Source organism: Sphingosinicella sp. SM1-17 (genome assembly GCF_056821765.1).
Genome location: NZ_JBPDIO010000001.1, coordinates 1,329,184 through 1,342,973 on the forward strand (window position 1 = coordinate 1,329,184; position 13,790 = coordinate 1,342,973).

A 13,790-nucleotide genomic window follows, 5' to 3' on the forward strand; every position below is an offset into this window, starting at 1 on the left:
TGGCCGGACGGGGCTTGGAGTTTCATCGCATGTCGGTTCGTCCTTGGAGAGACATTGCGCGGCGTCGTTCGCGGCAGATCATGGTCGGCAGCGTGCCGGTCGGTGGGGACGCGCCCGTCACCGTGCAGACGATGACCAACACGGTTACCGCGGACGTCAAGGCGACGATCGACCAGATTCGCCGCTGCGAGGAAGCGGGCGCCGACATCATCCGCGTTTCCTGCCCCGACGTGGAGAGCACTCGAGCGCTGAAGCAGATCGTTCGGGCCGCCCAGGTCCCGATCGTCGCCGACATTCACTTCCACTACAAGCGAGCTTTGGAAGCGGCCGACGCCGGCGCCGCCTGCCTGAGGATCAATCCAGGCAATATCGGCTCCGCCGATCGGGTTCGCGAAGTGGTCAATGCGGCCAAGGCGAACGGCTGCTCGATGCGCATCGGAGTCAATGCGGGCAGCCTGGAGAAGGACCTTCTCGAGAAATATGGCGAGCCCTGCCCCGAAGCCCTGGTGGAGAGCGCGCTCGATCATATTCGGCTTCTCGAGGATCATGATTTCCGCGAATATAAGGTTGCCGTGAAGGCTTCGGACGTCTTCCTTGCCGTCGCCGCCTATCAGCAGCTGGCCGAGGCCGTGGATTGCCCGCTCCATCTCGGAATCACCGAGGCGGGGGGACTGCGCGGCGGAACGGTGAAAAGCGCGATCGGGATCGGCTCGCTGCTCTGGTACGGCATCGGCGACACGATCCGAGTCTCGCTCTCGGCCGAGCCGGAGGAGGAAGTCAGGGTCGGCTTTGAAATCCTGAAGGCGCTCGGCATCCGCAATCGCGGCGTCCGTGTCGTTTCCTGCCCGTCCTGCGCCCGACAGGGTTTCGACGTGATCCGAACCGTCGAGAAGCTCGAACAGCGCCTCAGCCATATCCGCACGCCGATGTCGCTTTCGGTGCTCGGATGCGTGGTCAACGGTCCGGGCGAGGCCCGCGAGACCGACATCGGAATCACCGGCGGCGGCAACGGCAAGCATATGGTCTATCTTTCCGGGGTGACCGACCATCATGTCCGGGACGAGGAAATGATCGACCATATCGTCAGCCTCGTCGAGGCCAAGGCCGCGGAGATCGAGGCTGCGCGCGAGAGCCCGCCCGAGACGTCGAACGCCGTTCTGCCCGACGCCGCCGAATGAAGCGGAACAGCACGGCGATCGCCTTCGCCGTCGCCACTGCTGGAATCGCCCTCTTCTCCGCGATGGACGCGCTCATGAAGGCGCTGTCGCTGGCGATCGGCACCTACAATGCCTTGCTGTGGCGGACCGGTGCCGGCGCGCTGTTCGCTGCCGCCTTCTACTTTGGACAGCGAACGCCCTGGCCGGGCAAGGAGGCAATGCGAGTCCATCTCAGCCGTGGTCTGCTCGGCGTTCCACTCGCTTTCCTCTTCTTCTGGGGGCTGGCGCGGGTGCCGATGGCGCAGGCGATCGCCCTGGCTTTCGTCGCCCCGCTCATCGCCCTCTATCTCGCTGCGATCCTGCTCGGCGAGAAGATCGAGCGTCGAGCCATTTTCGCCTCGCTGCTGGGGTTTGCCGGCGTGCTCGTCATCTTCGCCGGGCAAGCCGAGGCCGATCTCGGCCGGGAGGCCATGTGGGGCTCGCTGGCCATACTTGGTTCGGCGGCGCTCTACGCCTACAACATCATCCTCATGCGCCGGCAGGCGCTGCTCGCCAAGCCGGTCGAGGTGGCCTTTTTCACAAGCGCCCTCATGGCCGGTTCCTTCCTGATCGCCGCGCCCGTCCTGGCGGAGCTGCCGCCGGCCCCGCACTGGCCAGCGATAATCGCCGCCGCCCTGCTTGCCTTCGGTTCCCTGCTGCTCCTGTCCTGGGCCTACGCCCGGGCGGAGGCGCAACATCTTGCTCCGGTCGAATATACCAGTTTCATTTGGGCGGCCCTGCTCGGCTGGATGGTCTTCGAAGAGGCGGTTCAGCCGCTGACGCTGGCCGGTGCGGCCATGATCATCGTCGCCTGTCTTGTCACCGCGACCCGTCGACCGCCGCCGGATCCGGACGTCGATACGGGAGTGCATGCCTGATGGCCTGGTTCTGGCTCGTCCTTGGCGGATTTTTCGAAGTCGGCTTCACCACCTCGCTGCGGTTCGTTGACGGTTTCAGGAACCTGCCCTGGACGCTCGCTTTCCTCGTCTCGGTGATGATCAGCATGGGCCTGCTCGAATATGCCGCCCGAACCATTCCGATGGGCACCGCTTACGCGGTCTGGGGCGGAATCGGCGCGATCGGCACGGTGGCGGTCGGGATCTTCTGGTTCGGCGAACCCGCAACCACCGTCCGGATGTTGCTGATATTGGGGATCGTTGCCTGTATCGCAGGACTGAAGCTTACCGGCTGAACTTTCCCAAGGCGATGATCGATTGTGACCAGCAAACCTTTGCGCTTCATGGCCCCCGATCGCCGAACCCACAGCCTCCAGAAAGGCCGGCTCGCTCCCGATATGCGGGATGTAACCGGCGCCCGGCAGATGTAGGAGAGTCCGGACCCGCAACAGCCGCGAGGCGGCCAGTCGCAACCCGACCAGCGCGACGAGCAACATCATAATGGCCGATGTTGCGGCGAGGCCCGCCCATCGCAGCGTCCTGCAAGCCCTTGCCTGTTGCGATCCACCTTGCGCCCGGAGGATGAAGACTTGCTCAACGCGGCAGGACCCGCTTGGCTGGCAAGGCCGGAGGAGGGGGGCATGGGATTCGATCGAGCGCTGGTTGACTGGGTCGAGGAATCGCTGGAAACTCTCGGCGCCGTGACCCATCGCCAGATGATGGGCGTGGCGATGCTCTACCTCGACGGCCTCCCCTTCGCCGTCGTCGACGATGAGGTCTGGTTCAAGTCCGACGATGAGAGCGCCGCTCTGTGGGAGTCGGCGGGATGCGAACGCTTCACCTTCACCGACCGGAACGGCCGAACCGAAACCCTCAATTATCGCCGGGCGCCTGACGACGTGTATGACGATTCGGAAGCGATGCGGCATTGGGCTCGACTGGCGCTGGAGGCTGCGCACAGAAGCGCTTCAAGGAAAAGGCGAAGCCGCTCCGCGAAAGGGAGCTAGACCGGGCCTGCCAATCCCGGCCGGTGCTGATCCTTGTCAGTCTTGATCGCGGTCGCTGAGCTGGACCGGCCGAAGATAAGGCGCGACCTCCGGGCTTTCCTCGATCGATTCGATGAACCGAGGCTCGATCCGCCGCCGTGAAGCCTGCTCATAGGCATAGCCGAGCGACAGGATCAGGCCGTCGGACCATTTCGGCCCGATGAAGCTGAGGCCCACCGGAAGTCCGCGGACCTGCCCCATCGGCACGGTCAGGTGCGGATAGCCGGCGACGGCGGCGAGGCTTCCCGCACCGCCGCCGGGATACTGATCGCCATGGACCGCATCGATCGGCCAGGCCGCCGGCATGGTCGGCCCGACCAGAGCCACGACCTCATGCTCGCGCAGCAGGCGATCGATCCCTTCGACTCCGGCCATTCGAAGGCTGACCTCGCGGGCTCGGCGATATTCGTCAGTGAGCCCGGGCGTGGCTTCCGCGCGCTCGAAAAGGTCCTGGCCGAAAAGCGGCATCTCCTGCGCCGAATGCTGGCGGTTGAAGGCGATCACATCCGCGAGGCTCCGGGTGGCGACGGTCGGCGGAGTGGTCGCGAGATAGGCGTTCAGACCGTGCTTGAACTCGTGCATCAGAACGGTGAGCTCGTTGCGTCCGATCTCCTGCCGGCCGGGGAACTCGGCAATGTCGACCAGAACCGCGCCCTGGTCGCGCAAGTCCTGAAGGGCCTGCTCGAAGACTGCATTGGTGCCAAAGCCGGTGGCAAAGCGCATCACGCCGATCCGCCGCCCGCGCAGCGCATCCGGAGAAAGGCGCGAAGCATAATCTTCCCGGCGCCGATCCGCCTCCAAAGTCGCCGGATCGGCGGGGTCGCTTCCGGCGATCGCCGAGAGGATCAAGGCCGCTTCACGAACGGTTCGGGTCATCGGCCCGGCCGTGTCCTGGCTTTGGCTGATCGGCACGATGTGGGTCCGGCTGACCAGACCGACCGTCGGCTTGAACCCGACAATCCCGTTGACCGCCGCCGGGCAGGTGATCGAACCATCCGTCTCCGTGCCGATCGCGGCAGGGGTCATTCCGGCAGCAACGGCTGCGGCGCTCCCCGAACTGGAGCCGCAGGCATTCCGGTCGAGCGCGTGCGGGTTGCGCACTTGTCCGCCGACCGGGCTCCAGCCCGATATGGAATCGCTCGAGCGGATGTTGGCCCACTCCGACAGGTTCGCCTTGCCGACGATGACCGCGCCTGCCGAGCGAAGCCGCGCCACCAGCGGCGAATCGCGGCCGGTTACATTGTTGCGCAGGGCCAGGCTCCCCGCCGTCGTCGGCAGGGGGCCGAGGGTTTCGATATTGTCCTTGATCAGAACGGGCATTCCGTGAAGCGGTCCCCGCTGGAGCGTCGACCGGTCGAGCGCACGCGCCTGTTCGATCGCGGTCGGGTCCACGGCAATGACGGCGTTAAGTCGGGGGTTGAGCTGCGCAATCCGGGTCAGCGCCGCGCGAGTGCGCGTCTCGGCCGACTGGCCCTGGGGCACGGAAGCGGCCGCGCCCGGCGCCGGCGAGGTTTCGGGAAGGGTGGCGCAGGCGGGAAGGGCGAGGGTCGAGGCCAGCAGAAGGAGTCGGATCATTGGCCGACGGTGACCGATACGGCTGCCCGCGTCCAGCCTCGGCTTCTGTCATGATGGACGAATTGAGGGCGTGAAGGCGCACCCGGCGCCGCTTCCCTCCTATGGCAAAGCTGCTAAGGCGCGCGCCGATGAGCAAAGGCCCGCAAAAGATCCGCGGTACCCAGGACATGCTGGGCGAGGAAGCCGACCGTTTTCACAAGGTGGTCGAGGCGTTCGATCGCGTTCGCCGGCTCTACGCCTTCCGGCGGATCGAGATTCCGGTCTTCGAGGCAACGGAGGTCTTTGCCCGTTCGATCGGCGAGACCACCGACATCGTTTCGAAGGAAATGTACACGTTTCAGGATCGGGGCGGCGATTCCCTGACCCTGCGCCCCGAATTCACCGCCGGCATCTGCCGAGCCTATCTTTCCGAGGGATGGCAGCAGCATGCGCCGCTGAAGGTGGCGACGCACGGCCCCGTTTTCCGCTACGAGCGGCCGCAGAAGGGCCGCTTCCGCCAGTTCCACCAGCTCGATGCGGAGATCATCGGGACCGACTCTCCCGCCGCGGACGTCGAACTGCTCGTCCTTGCCGATCAGCTCCTTCGCGAGCTCGGTGTTGCCGAGGCGGTTCGGCTCGAGCTCAACACCCTCGGCGATGCCGAAACGCGCGACTCCTGGCGTAGCGCTCTCGTCAGCCACTTCGAGATGCACCGTGACTCGCTTTCGGAGGAAAGTCGGGCGCGGCTGGAGCGCAACCCGCTGCGGATCCTCGACAGCAAGGACCCGAACGACCGGCCGATTGCCGAATCGGCGCCCGGGATCGACGAATTCCTGACGCCGTCGGCCGCCGATTTCTTCGCTCAGGTGACGGCTGGCCTGGACTGCGCCGGAGTGGCCTGGACTCGCAATCCGCGCCTCGTTCGAGGCCTCGATTACTACCGGCACACGGCCTTCGAGTTCGTCACCGATCGGCTAGGCGCACAGGGCGCCGTGATCGCCGGCGGCCGCTATGACGGCCTGATCGAAAGCCTGGGCGGCCCCCACACTCCGGCCGTCGGCTGGGCCAGCGGGATCGAGCGACTGGCCATGCTGATCGATCGCCCGTCGCCCGGAGGTCTGGATGCGGCGATCGTCCCGCTCGGCGATCGGGCCGAGGCCGAGGCCGTCCGGATCGTCGCGCAGCTTCGCCGCGATGGCATCGCCTGCGATATGGCCTATCGCGGAAACATGAAGAAGCGGATGCAGAAGGCGAGCTCGAGCGGCGCCCGCTACGCGGTGATCCTCGGCGACGACGAACTGGAGCGCGGCTCGGCATCGCTCAAGCATCTGGAAAGTGGCGAACAGCAGGACGTGCCGCTGTCGGGACTCGCTGAAGCGCTGCGGCAATCATGACCCGGATCCCGGCCGAACGGATCGCCGCAATCGAGGCGCGGCGGGAGGAACTGCAGAGCGCGATGGCCGCCGGCGACCTGCCGCCCGACCAGTTCGTGAAGCTTTCCAAGGAATATGCGGAGATCGAGCCGGTCGCGGCGGCGGCGGCCGAAGTGAGGCGGCTTCGGACGGAACTGGAATCGCTTGCGGCGATGGCCGATGATCCCGAGCTTCGGGAAATGGCGGCCGAAGAGGCCGAGACCCTGCGGCGGCGGTTGCCGGAAGCGGAGCGGGACCTCGCGCTGAAGCTGCTTCCCAAGGACTCGGCCGACGAACGCGCCGCCATGCTCGAAGTGCGCGCGGGAACGGGCGGCGACGAGGCCGCCTTGTTCGCCGGCGACCTGATGCGAATGTATCAGCGCTATTCGGAATCGCAGGGCTGGAGGTTCGAGATGATCTCATCAAGTCCGGCGGAGCTTGGCGGTTTCAAGGAAGCGATCGCCTCGGTTTCGGGCCAGGGAGTGTTCGCCCGGCTGAAGTTCGAAAGCGGAGTCCATCGGGTGCAGCGTGTTCCGGTGACCGAGAGTGGAGGTAGGATCCATACCTCCGCGGCAACGGTTGCGGTTCTGCCCGAGGCCGAGGATGTCGACGTCCAGATCGACGACAAGGATCTCAGGATCGACGTCTACCGTTCGTCCGGCCCCGGCGGCCAGTCGGTCAACACCACGGACAGCGCGGTTCGGATCACCCACCTGCCGACCGGCCTGGTGGTCATCCAGCAGGACGAGAAGTCGCAGCACAAGAACAAGGCCAAGGCGCTGAAGGTTCTGCGCACCCGCCTGTACGAGATCGAGCGTGAGCGTCTCGCCAGCGAGCGGGCCGGAGCGCGCAGGTCGATGGTCGGCTCGGGCGATCGGTCCGAGCGGATCCGGACCTATAATTTCCCGCAGGGGCGGGTGACCGATCACCGGATCAACCTTACGCTCCACCGGCTCCCGGAAATACTGGAGGGTCAGCTTGACGAGCTGATCGGAGCTCTGGTCGCCGAGGACGAGGCCGAGCGTTTGGCGCATCTCGATGAAGGTGCGTGAAGCGCTGGCCGACGCCGCCCGGCGGCTTGCGGCCGTGAGCCCGACAGCGCGGCTCGATGCCGAACTGCTGATGGCCCGGGCGATGGGAACCGGACGCGAGGAGCTGCTGCTCAAGAAAATGGAGGAGCCGAGCCCTGCGAGCTTCCCGAGCCTCCTTCGACGCCGGCTCGATCACGAGCCGGTCGCCTATATCGTCGGCCGCCGCGCCTTCTGGACCATCGAGCTGGAGGTGGGCTCCGGGGTGCTCGTTCCCCGGCCCGACAGCGAAACTCTGATCGAGGCCGCGCTGGACCGGTTCGGAGACGCGGGGCCGAGGCGGGTGCTGGATCTGGGAACCGGTCCGGGCACGCTCCTCCTCGCCGCGCTCGACCAGTGGCCTGCCGCCACCGGCCTTGGCATCGATCGGTCGGCTGCCGCTCTCGCTTATGCGAGGATCAATGCCGAGCGGCTCGGGCTCGACGATCGGTCGACCTTTCGGCTCGGCGACTGGGGCGAGGGTGTCGAAGAGCGGTTCGACCTGATCCTGTGCAATCCGCCCTATGTCGAGGCAGGTGCCGAGCTTGCGCCGGACGTGGCTCGCTGGGAGCCGCCCGAGGCACTGTTTGCGGGCGAAGACGGGCTCGACGAATATCGCCGGCTCGCCAATGAACTGCCGCTTCTGCTGGAAGCCGGCGGCGTGGCCTGCCTGGAGATCGGCGCCGGACAGGAGGCGGCGACGCGTGCATTGTTCGCCGATCGCGGGTTCACCATTTCGTCACGCAAGGACCTTAACCAGGTGTCGCGGTGCCTGATCCTGGCCCTTGATCAAGGCTAGTGCTTTTCCGCTTGGATTTGGTGAACGGCGTAGCTACATAAGGGTTCAGGGACGGGGCCGACCACAGCATCGGATGCGTGAAGGGCCTATCGTCGCCGACCCCCGATTGCTTCGTCGCATGCGCAGGCGATGTCGGTGAGGTGGCTGGAGCCGCTCGCGGGTCCATGCCTCCAGGGTCGTGCAGTTTCGAGCGGCCGGGAATGGCCTGGCCGGAATGGGGCAGAGTAGAAAACCACCCTTGGTGAGGATTTTCGTTTGATCAACAATCGTCAGGGCGGCCGCAGGCGCGGTCGGGGCGGCGGCGGTGGCCGCGCACCCAACATGAATCCCAATGCCGGCAACCGGCAGGACAATCGCCAACGCGGCAACGCCGCCCAGCTTCTCGAGAAGTATAAGGGCCTGGCGCGGGACGCTCAGATGCAGGGAGATCGGGTCCAGACCGAATATTTCCTGCAGTTCGCCGACCATTATTACCGGATTCTCAACGAGAACCGCGCCCGCTTCGAAGAGCAGCGCCGTCAGCGCGGCGAGGATTATGGCGACGAGGACGAGGACCAGGAGGTTCTCTCCGGCGCCGATCAGGAAGGCTCGGAGGCTCCCGAAGAGGAAGAGACTCGTGAAACCGCTCCTCGCGAGGGTCGGCGTTCGGGCAATGGCGAAGCCCGCCCGCGCCGCGAGCGCTCGCGGCGAGAGCGCGCCGAACCCGAGGAGCCGAGCGAGGAGCGGATCGCCGTCGAAAGCCTGCCGCCGGCCATTGCCGCAGCTCCCGAGCAGGGTGAGCCCGAGGTTCGCGCCCCCCGTCGGCGGACTCGCCGTCCGCGCGAGTCCGGCGAGGAGATTGCGCCCGCCGCCTGAGCTTGTGGGTTGACCTCGAACTTTGACTGTAGGACACCCCTCGGATCGGAGATCCGGGGGGTGTTTTCATGCGTGCGTTGCTTCTCCTGTCGGTCCTGCTCTCGTCTTCCGCGCTGGCTCAGAACGAAATTCCGCCGCCGTCGCAGACCGCCCAGGGCAATGTCGCGGTCACCATCTACAATAATGATCTGGCGCTCATTCAGGACACCCGGCAACTTGAGCTCCCTTCCGGCCGCTCGCGCCAGGAATTTCCCGACGTCTCGGCCCAGATTCAGCCGCAGACGGTAACCTTGACCGGCAACGGCATCGGCATCGTCGAACAGAATTTCGACTTCGACCTGCTTTCGCCCCAGGCGCTGATCCAGAAGGCGGTCGGCGAAACGATCACGCTGGTTCGAACCAATCCCGCCACCGGGCAGGAAAGTCGGGAGCGAGCCCGGGTACTTGCGGCCAATGGCGGAGTCGTCCTCCAGATCGGCGACCGGATCGAGGTGCTTCGCGACGACGGGCTTCCGGTTCGGGTGATCTTCGATCGAGTGCCGGAAAATCTGCGCGCCCGGCCCACTTTGTCGGTGACCGTTCAGACCGAACGGGCGGGTCGAAGGCCGGTGACGCTCACTTATCTTACGCCAGGCCTGGGGTGGCAGGCCGACTATGTCGCCTTGTTCGACGAACGGGCCGGGCGGATGGATGTTCAGGGGTGGATCACGCTCAACAACACTAGCGGCACGCCCTACTCGAATGCCGATGTCCTGCTCGTCGCCGGTGACCCGAATGTGGGCGGCGGCGGTTATGCGCCGCCGCGGCGGCGAGGTTCCGGCCCGGTGCGTCAGCCCGGAACCGAGACCGCCGATCGCGAGCGGCTGGGTGACTATTATCTTTATCCGCTGCCGGAGCGGACGACGATCGCCAATCGCCAGCAGAAGCAGGTCAGCTTCCTCAACGTCAGCAATACGCCGGCCGCTCGCGCCTATGAATTCCGCAATGCCTGGCTCGGCACCTTCGAGCAGGCGCAGAGCGCGAATTCCGTGCTGCGCTTCTCGAGTTCCCGGGAACAGGGACTCGGCGATGCTCTCCCCGCCGGAACCGTGCGCGTCTATCAGCGGGACTCGCGGGGCAATCCGCAATTCGTCGGTGAGAGCAATATCGGGCACACGCCGATGGGTTCGGAGCTCGGGCTGGTCACCGGCCAGGCGTTCGACGTCAAGGTCCAGCCGGTCGTGGAACGGCGCGAGCGGATCAATTCCCTGCGCTGGCGGACGACCATGCGCTATACGCTGACCAATGCGCGCCCGGAGCCGGTCACCGTCGATCTGATGCAGTCCGGTCTATGGGGTGACACTCGGATCGTCGAGGAAAGCCAGCCGAGCCAACGCCGCTCGGCCGATGATGCGCTTTGGCGGGTGACCGTGCCCGCCAACGGCGAAGCCGTCGTCACCGCGACCTTCGACACACGCTACTGATTCGTCATGCGGGCGCTCGGCCTGGCGATACTGGTCTTGCTCGCTTTCTCCGGCGGCGCTGCTGTCGCTCAGGCGGTCGCCAGCTCGCCGGCACCGGATGATGTCGACGTCACCATCTACCGCGACCCCAATCGGCCGGCTCAGCAGGAGCCCAATCTGAGCTGGCTGAACGGCTATGCCCTGATCAGCGAACGACGCCAGGTGACGATACCCGCCGGCGAATCGATCATCCGGTTCGAAGGCGTGGCGGGCGGGATCCTTCCGCAAAGTGCGATCGTCACCGGCCTTCCGGAAGGAATCGTCGAGCGCAATCGCGACGCTTATCTGCTTTCACCTTCGACCCTGCTCGACCGCTCGCTCGGTCGCCGGGTCCACATTCGGCGAACCTCGGCGGCCACCGGCGAAGTGCGCGAGCATGAGGCGATTGTCCGTTCCGGCGCTGGCGGCGCCGTGGTGCTCCAAACGGAAAGCGGTTTCGAGGCCCTTCGCTGCTCGGGGCTTGCGGAAACCCTGGTCTACGATGAAGTTCCACCTGATCTTTCCGCCCGGCCGACCCTGTCCGTCAGAGCGCGAAGCAGCCAGCCTGTGACCGCAACGGTCACTCTCTCCTATCTCGCGACCGGGTTCGACTGGCAGGCCAATTATGTTGCCACACTTTCGCCGGACGAGACTCGCCTGGATCTTTTCGCCTGGCTCACCCTCGCCAACGGCGACGAGACCAGCTTCGCCGATGCGGACACCCAGGCCGTTGCCGGCCGGCTGAATCGCGAAGCTGCTCGACGACAGAGTTCCGAGGGCGGACCGCTCAGGCTGCAATGCTGGCCGCAAGGGAGGACGAGCGACCTCCCCGAAGAAGGCAAGGAGGCGATTGTCATTACCGGTTCGCGGATCGCGGCCGCGCGGGGAGCGATGGCTCCGCCCCCGCCCCCGTCGCCTCCTCCGCCACCGCCCGCCGCGGCGATGGAGGCGGTCCAGGAGGAACTGGGCGACGTGAAGCTTTACCGGATCCCGGAGCCAGTCACCGTCGCCGCCAATAGCCAGAAGCAGGTGGCTCTTCTCCAGCGCAGCGGAGTCAGAGTCGCCGTCATCTACCGAATCACCGCCTTCCCGAACGACTCGCCCATGAGCGGGCGGGCGATCCGCGTGCTCGTCACCCGCAACCGGCCGCAGGAGGGGCTTGGGCTGCCGCTCCCGGCCGGGCGCCTGCGCCTGTTTTCGTCAGGCACGATCCGCCCCCTCCTGCTCGGGATCGGCAGTCTCGATGACAAGGCGGTTGGCGAAGAAGTCGAGATCGGCGTCGGACCGGCCACCGGAGTTCACTACCAGCTGATCCCGCTCAGCCGCGGCGACGGCCGCCGCAGCTACGAGCTGGTCGTCAGCAACGATCGCCCGCGCCCGATCCGATTCGAGGCCGACATTCACGGATCGAACGTCGCCCTCGATTCGCGGACGAACCTGCAGCAGCGCAACGGCCGACCCCGGTGGACGGTTACGGTCCCCGCCAACGGCCGGGCGAGTCTCCGCTATAGCGTTGCGGACTGATCCCGCTTCACCGGCCGAGGACGGTGATTCTCGTCGAGGGCAACGAAAGTGAACAGGCCTTCGGTGACCTTGACCTCACGGCTGCCATGATCCCGGTCGGCGATCACCTCGATCCGGATCGCCATGGACGTTCGACCGAATCGCTCCACCCGGGCATAGACGGAAATGAGGTCGTGAAGCAGGATCGGCTCGATGAACTCCATCGCGTCGATCGCGACCGTTGCCACCGGGCCATCGGCTTCTCTGGTGGCCACGATCCCCGCGGCGATGTCCATTTGGCTCAGCACCCAGCCGCCGAAGATGTGGCCGTTGGCGTTGATGTCTCCCGGCCGTGGCGCCACTCGAAGCACCGGTTCGCGCCTATCGGCGGTCGTCGTCATTCCATTCTCCGTACGTTGCGTCTTCGTCATGCCCGCCCCGATTGCTGACGAAGATCAGTCCCATGAGCGCGGTGCCGACCAACACGGTCAGACCCACGCCCAGGATCGTCGCGATCACCATGTGCAGCGGCATCGGCCCGCCGGCCTGCCAAAGGTAGAGAAGCGACAGCGCCACCGCCGCAAGCGATGCCAGTGCCATCCATTTCATCATCCTTCGGTAGCGCAGCCAGGCTTCGGCGCTACTCGCCTCATCCGATTTGCGGCGGCGGGGAACAGGGTCGTGGCGGGGCATGGCTTTCCTTTGTGCGCGGCTCATGGGATCATCCTGCCCGAGTCGGCAAGAATAAAGGGAAGCGCGCCATGACGATTGCCGCCATCCTTCAAGGGAAGGGCAATGAAGTCCTCACCGTCGCAGCGGAAGCGCCGGTCCACGAGGCGATCCGGATCCTCGCCGAGCGCAGGATCGGCGCTCTGCCCGTCCTGCGCGGCGGCGAGATTGCCGGAATCATGTCGGAGCGCGACATCATCTACTGCTTGAAGAGCGACGGTGCTGCGATCCTGGACTGGCCGGTCGAACGAATCATGACCGCTCCGGCGATCACTGTAGCAGTCGATCACGACGTCCTTGCCGCATTGTCGCTGATGACCCGGCGGCGGATCCGTCACTTGCCCGTGGTCGAAGGGAAGCGGCTGGTCGGACTCGTCTCGATCGGTGATCTCGTCAAACACCGAATGGACAAGATCGAGCGGGAAGCCGAGCAGATGCTCGCCTACATCCAGAGCACCTAGCCCGAATCTCGGCTAAACGGTGGCCGTGCCGCGCGGCCGGATGAGTGCCAGAACCTCCTCGAGGACCGAGCGCGCAAACAGGAACAGCAGCGCCGCATAGAGCGCCACCCCGACCGGCACCAGCAGTGCGAGCCGAATCGATTCGGCAAGCGGCGGGAGCAGCGAATCAAGCCATGCGACCGCCGCCGCCATCGCCAGGGAAGCGCCCAGCCCCGGCGCAACGGCTGCGGCGAGCGCGCGCTTGCCGGCTCCGATTGCCGGAAGCGAGAGATGGATGGTGGCGCCGAGAAGCGCCGCCATTCCGCCGACCCAGGACCAGGTGAGGCCGATGATGCCCCACTGGATCCCGATCAGAAAGGCGACCGGCATCAGCAGCGCGCCGATCAGTCCGGTGCGAACCGCAAGTGCCGGCCGGCCGATCGCGTTCGTCGCTGGAGCGAACAGGATCTGAAGGGTCATGAGCGGCATCGCGCAGGCCAGGATCGGGATCAGCGGTACCGTTTCTGCCCACTGTCCGCCGAGGAAGGTCAGGACGAGCGGCTCGGCAGTGACGGCAAGGCCGAGATAGAAGGGAAGGGCGATCAGCATGATCAGTCTTACCCCCTTGAGGAACGCCGTCTGCATGACTCCGGAATCGCCCTGGATCCGCGAATAAGCCGCAAAGGCGACTTCGTTCAGCGGGGGAACGAACTTCGACGCGAGGATCTGAGTCAGGAACAGGCCGGTCGTATAGATCCCCACCGAATGGGCATCGAGCAGCCGGCCGCCGATCAGGATGTCGGCCTGGCTCT

General features: G+C 65.9%; 15 protein-coding genes (1 of these 15 running past the window's edge). 11 read left to right on the forward strand and 4 right to left on the reverse strand.

Annotation, left to right across the window (positions count from 1 at the left end; translation table 11 throughout):
* The first annotated feature begins 29 nt into the window (after positions 1–29).
* From ispG to ACRYLT_RS06730, 4 genes are all read left to right on the forward strand, one after another.
* Positions 30–1,178 (forward strand): flavodoxin-dependent (E)-4-hydroxy-3-methylbut-2-enyl-diphosphate synthase, encoded by a 1,149-nt coding sequence (gene ispG, locus ACRYLT_RS06715; RefSeq protein ID WP_482663321.1) that lies wholly within the window; start codon positions 30–32, stop codon positions 1,176–1,178.
* Complete coding sequence (locus ACRYLT_RS06720) at positions 1,175–2,074, forward strand: DMT family transporter (RefSeq protein ID WP_482663322.1); 900 nt, start codon at positions 1,175–1,177, stop codon at positions 2,072–2,074. Before ispG ends, ACRYLT_RS06720 begins: the two co-directional genes overlap by 4 nt.
* Positions 2,074–2,388, forward strand: coding sequence for a DMT family transporter (locus tag ACRYLT_RS06725; protein ID WP_482663323.1), 315 nt, complete (start codon positions 2,074–2,076; stop codon positions 2,386–2,388). The genes ACRYLT_RS06720 and ACRYLT_RS06725 overlap by 1 nt, the downstream gene beginning before the upstream one ends.
* A 345-nt stretch (positions 2,389–2,733) precedes the next feature.
* Positions 2,734–3,099, forward strand: a complete 366-nt coding sequence (locus ACRYLT_RS06730) for a TfoX/Sxy family protein (protein WP_482663324.1) — start codon at positions 2,734–2,736, stop codon at positions 3,097–3,099.
* A gap of 36 nt (positions 3,100–3,135) precedes the next feature.
* Here ACRYLT_RS06730 and ACRYLT_RS06735 read toward each other — a convergent pair whose 3' ends face one another.
* Entirely contained in the window at positions 3,136–4,713 is a 1,578-nt protein-coding gene (locus ACRYLT_RS06735) for an amidase (RefSeq protein ID WP_482663325.1), read from the reverse strand.
* A gap of 128 nt (positions 4,714–4,841) precedes the next feature.
* Between ACRYLT_RS06735 and hisS the strand changes: the two genes are divergently transcribed.
* The 6 genes from hisS to ACRYLT_RS06765 all read left to right on the forward strand — a co-directional run bounded on the left by hisS (position 4,842) and on the right by ACRYLT_RS06765 (position 11,830).
* Complete coding sequence (gene hisS / locus ACRYLT_RS06740) at positions 4,842–6,086, forward strand: histidine--tRNA ligase (RefSeq protein ID WP_482663326.1); 1,245 nt, start codon at positions 4,842–4,844, stop codon at positions 6,084–6,086.
* Positions 6,083–7,156 (forward strand): peptide chain release factor 1, encoded by a 1,074-nt coding sequence (prfA, locus tag ACRYLT_RS06745; RefSeq protein ID WP_482663327.1) that lies wholly within the window; start codon positions 6,083–6,085, stop codon positions 7,154–7,156. The genes hisS and prfA overlap by 4 nt, the downstream gene beginning before the upstream one ends.
* Positions 7,143–7,970 (forward strand): peptide chain release factor N(5)-glutamine methyltransferase, encoded by an 828-nt coding sequence (gene prmC, locus ACRYLT_RS06750; RefSeq protein ID WP_482663328.1) that lies wholly within the window; start codon positions 7,143–7,145, stop codon positions 7,968–7,970. Before prfA ends, prmC begins: the two co-directional genes overlap by 14 nt.
* Positions 7,971–8,225: 255 nt before the next feature.
* A complete protein-coding gene (locus ACRYLT_RS06755; RefSeq protein ID WP_482663329.1) occupies positions 8,226–8,825 on the forward strand; it encodes a DUF4167 domain-containing protein in 600 nt (199 codons plus the stop codon).
* A gap of 68 nt (positions 8,826–8,893) precedes the next feature.
* Positions 8,894–10,288, forward strand: coding sequence for a DUF4139 domain-containing protein (locus ACRYLT_RS06760; protein ID WP_482663330.1), 1,395 nt, complete (start codon positions 8,894–8,896; stop codon positions 10,286–10,288).
* Between the two features lie 6 nt (positions 10,289–10,294).
* A complete protein-coding gene (locus tag ACRYLT_RS06765; RefSeq protein ID WP_482663331.1) occupies positions 10,295–11,830 on the forward strand; it encodes a DUF4139 domain-containing protein in 1,536 nt (511 codons plus the stop codon).
* Here the strand turns inward: ACRYLT_RS06765 and ACRYLT_RS06770 are convergent.
* Both ACRYLT_RS06770 and ACRYLT_RS06775 read right to left on the reverse strand, forming a co-directional pair.
* Positions 11,812–12,210: an acyl-CoA thioesterase gene (locus ACRYLT_RS06770; protein WP_482663332.1), complete on the reverse strand. Its 399-nt coding sequence runs from the start codon at positions 12,208–12,210 to the stop codon at positions 11,812–11,814. The two genes, ACRYLT_RS06765 and ACRYLT_RS06770, sit on opposite strands and share 19 nt — an antisense overlap.
* Complete coding sequence (locus ACRYLT_RS06775) at positions 12,191–12,526, reverse strand: hypothetical protein (RefSeq protein ID WP_482663333.1); 336 nt, start codon at positions 12,524–12,526, stop codon at positions 12,191–12,193. The genes ACRYLT_RS06770 and ACRYLT_RS06775 overlap by 20 nt, the downstream gene beginning before the upstream one ends.
* Before the next feature lie 44 nt (positions 12,527–12,570).
* Between ACRYLT_RS06775 and ACRYLT_RS06780 the strand changes: the two genes are divergently transcribed.
* The gene (locus tag ACRYLT_RS06780) at positions 12,571–12,999 is read left to right on the forward strand and encodes a CBS domain-containing protein (RefSeq protein WP_482663334.1); all 429 of its coding nucleotides are present in this window, start codon (positions 12,571–12,573) and stop codon (positions 12,997–12,999) included.
* A 12-nt stretch (positions 13,000–13,011) separates the two neighbouring features.
* On the opposite strand, the gene ACRYLT_RS06785 is transcribed toward ACRYLT_RS06780, so the two are convergent.
* Positions 13,012–13,790, reverse strand: the 3' portion of a protein-coding gene (locus tag ACRYLT_RS06785) for a lipopolysaccharide biosynthesis protein (RefSeq protein WP_482663335.1). It continues 706 nt past the right edge of the window; only the last 779 of its 1,485 coding nucleotides appear in the window; its start codon lies beyond the right edge, outside the window — the gene reads right to left on this strand; the stop codon is at positions 13,012–13,014.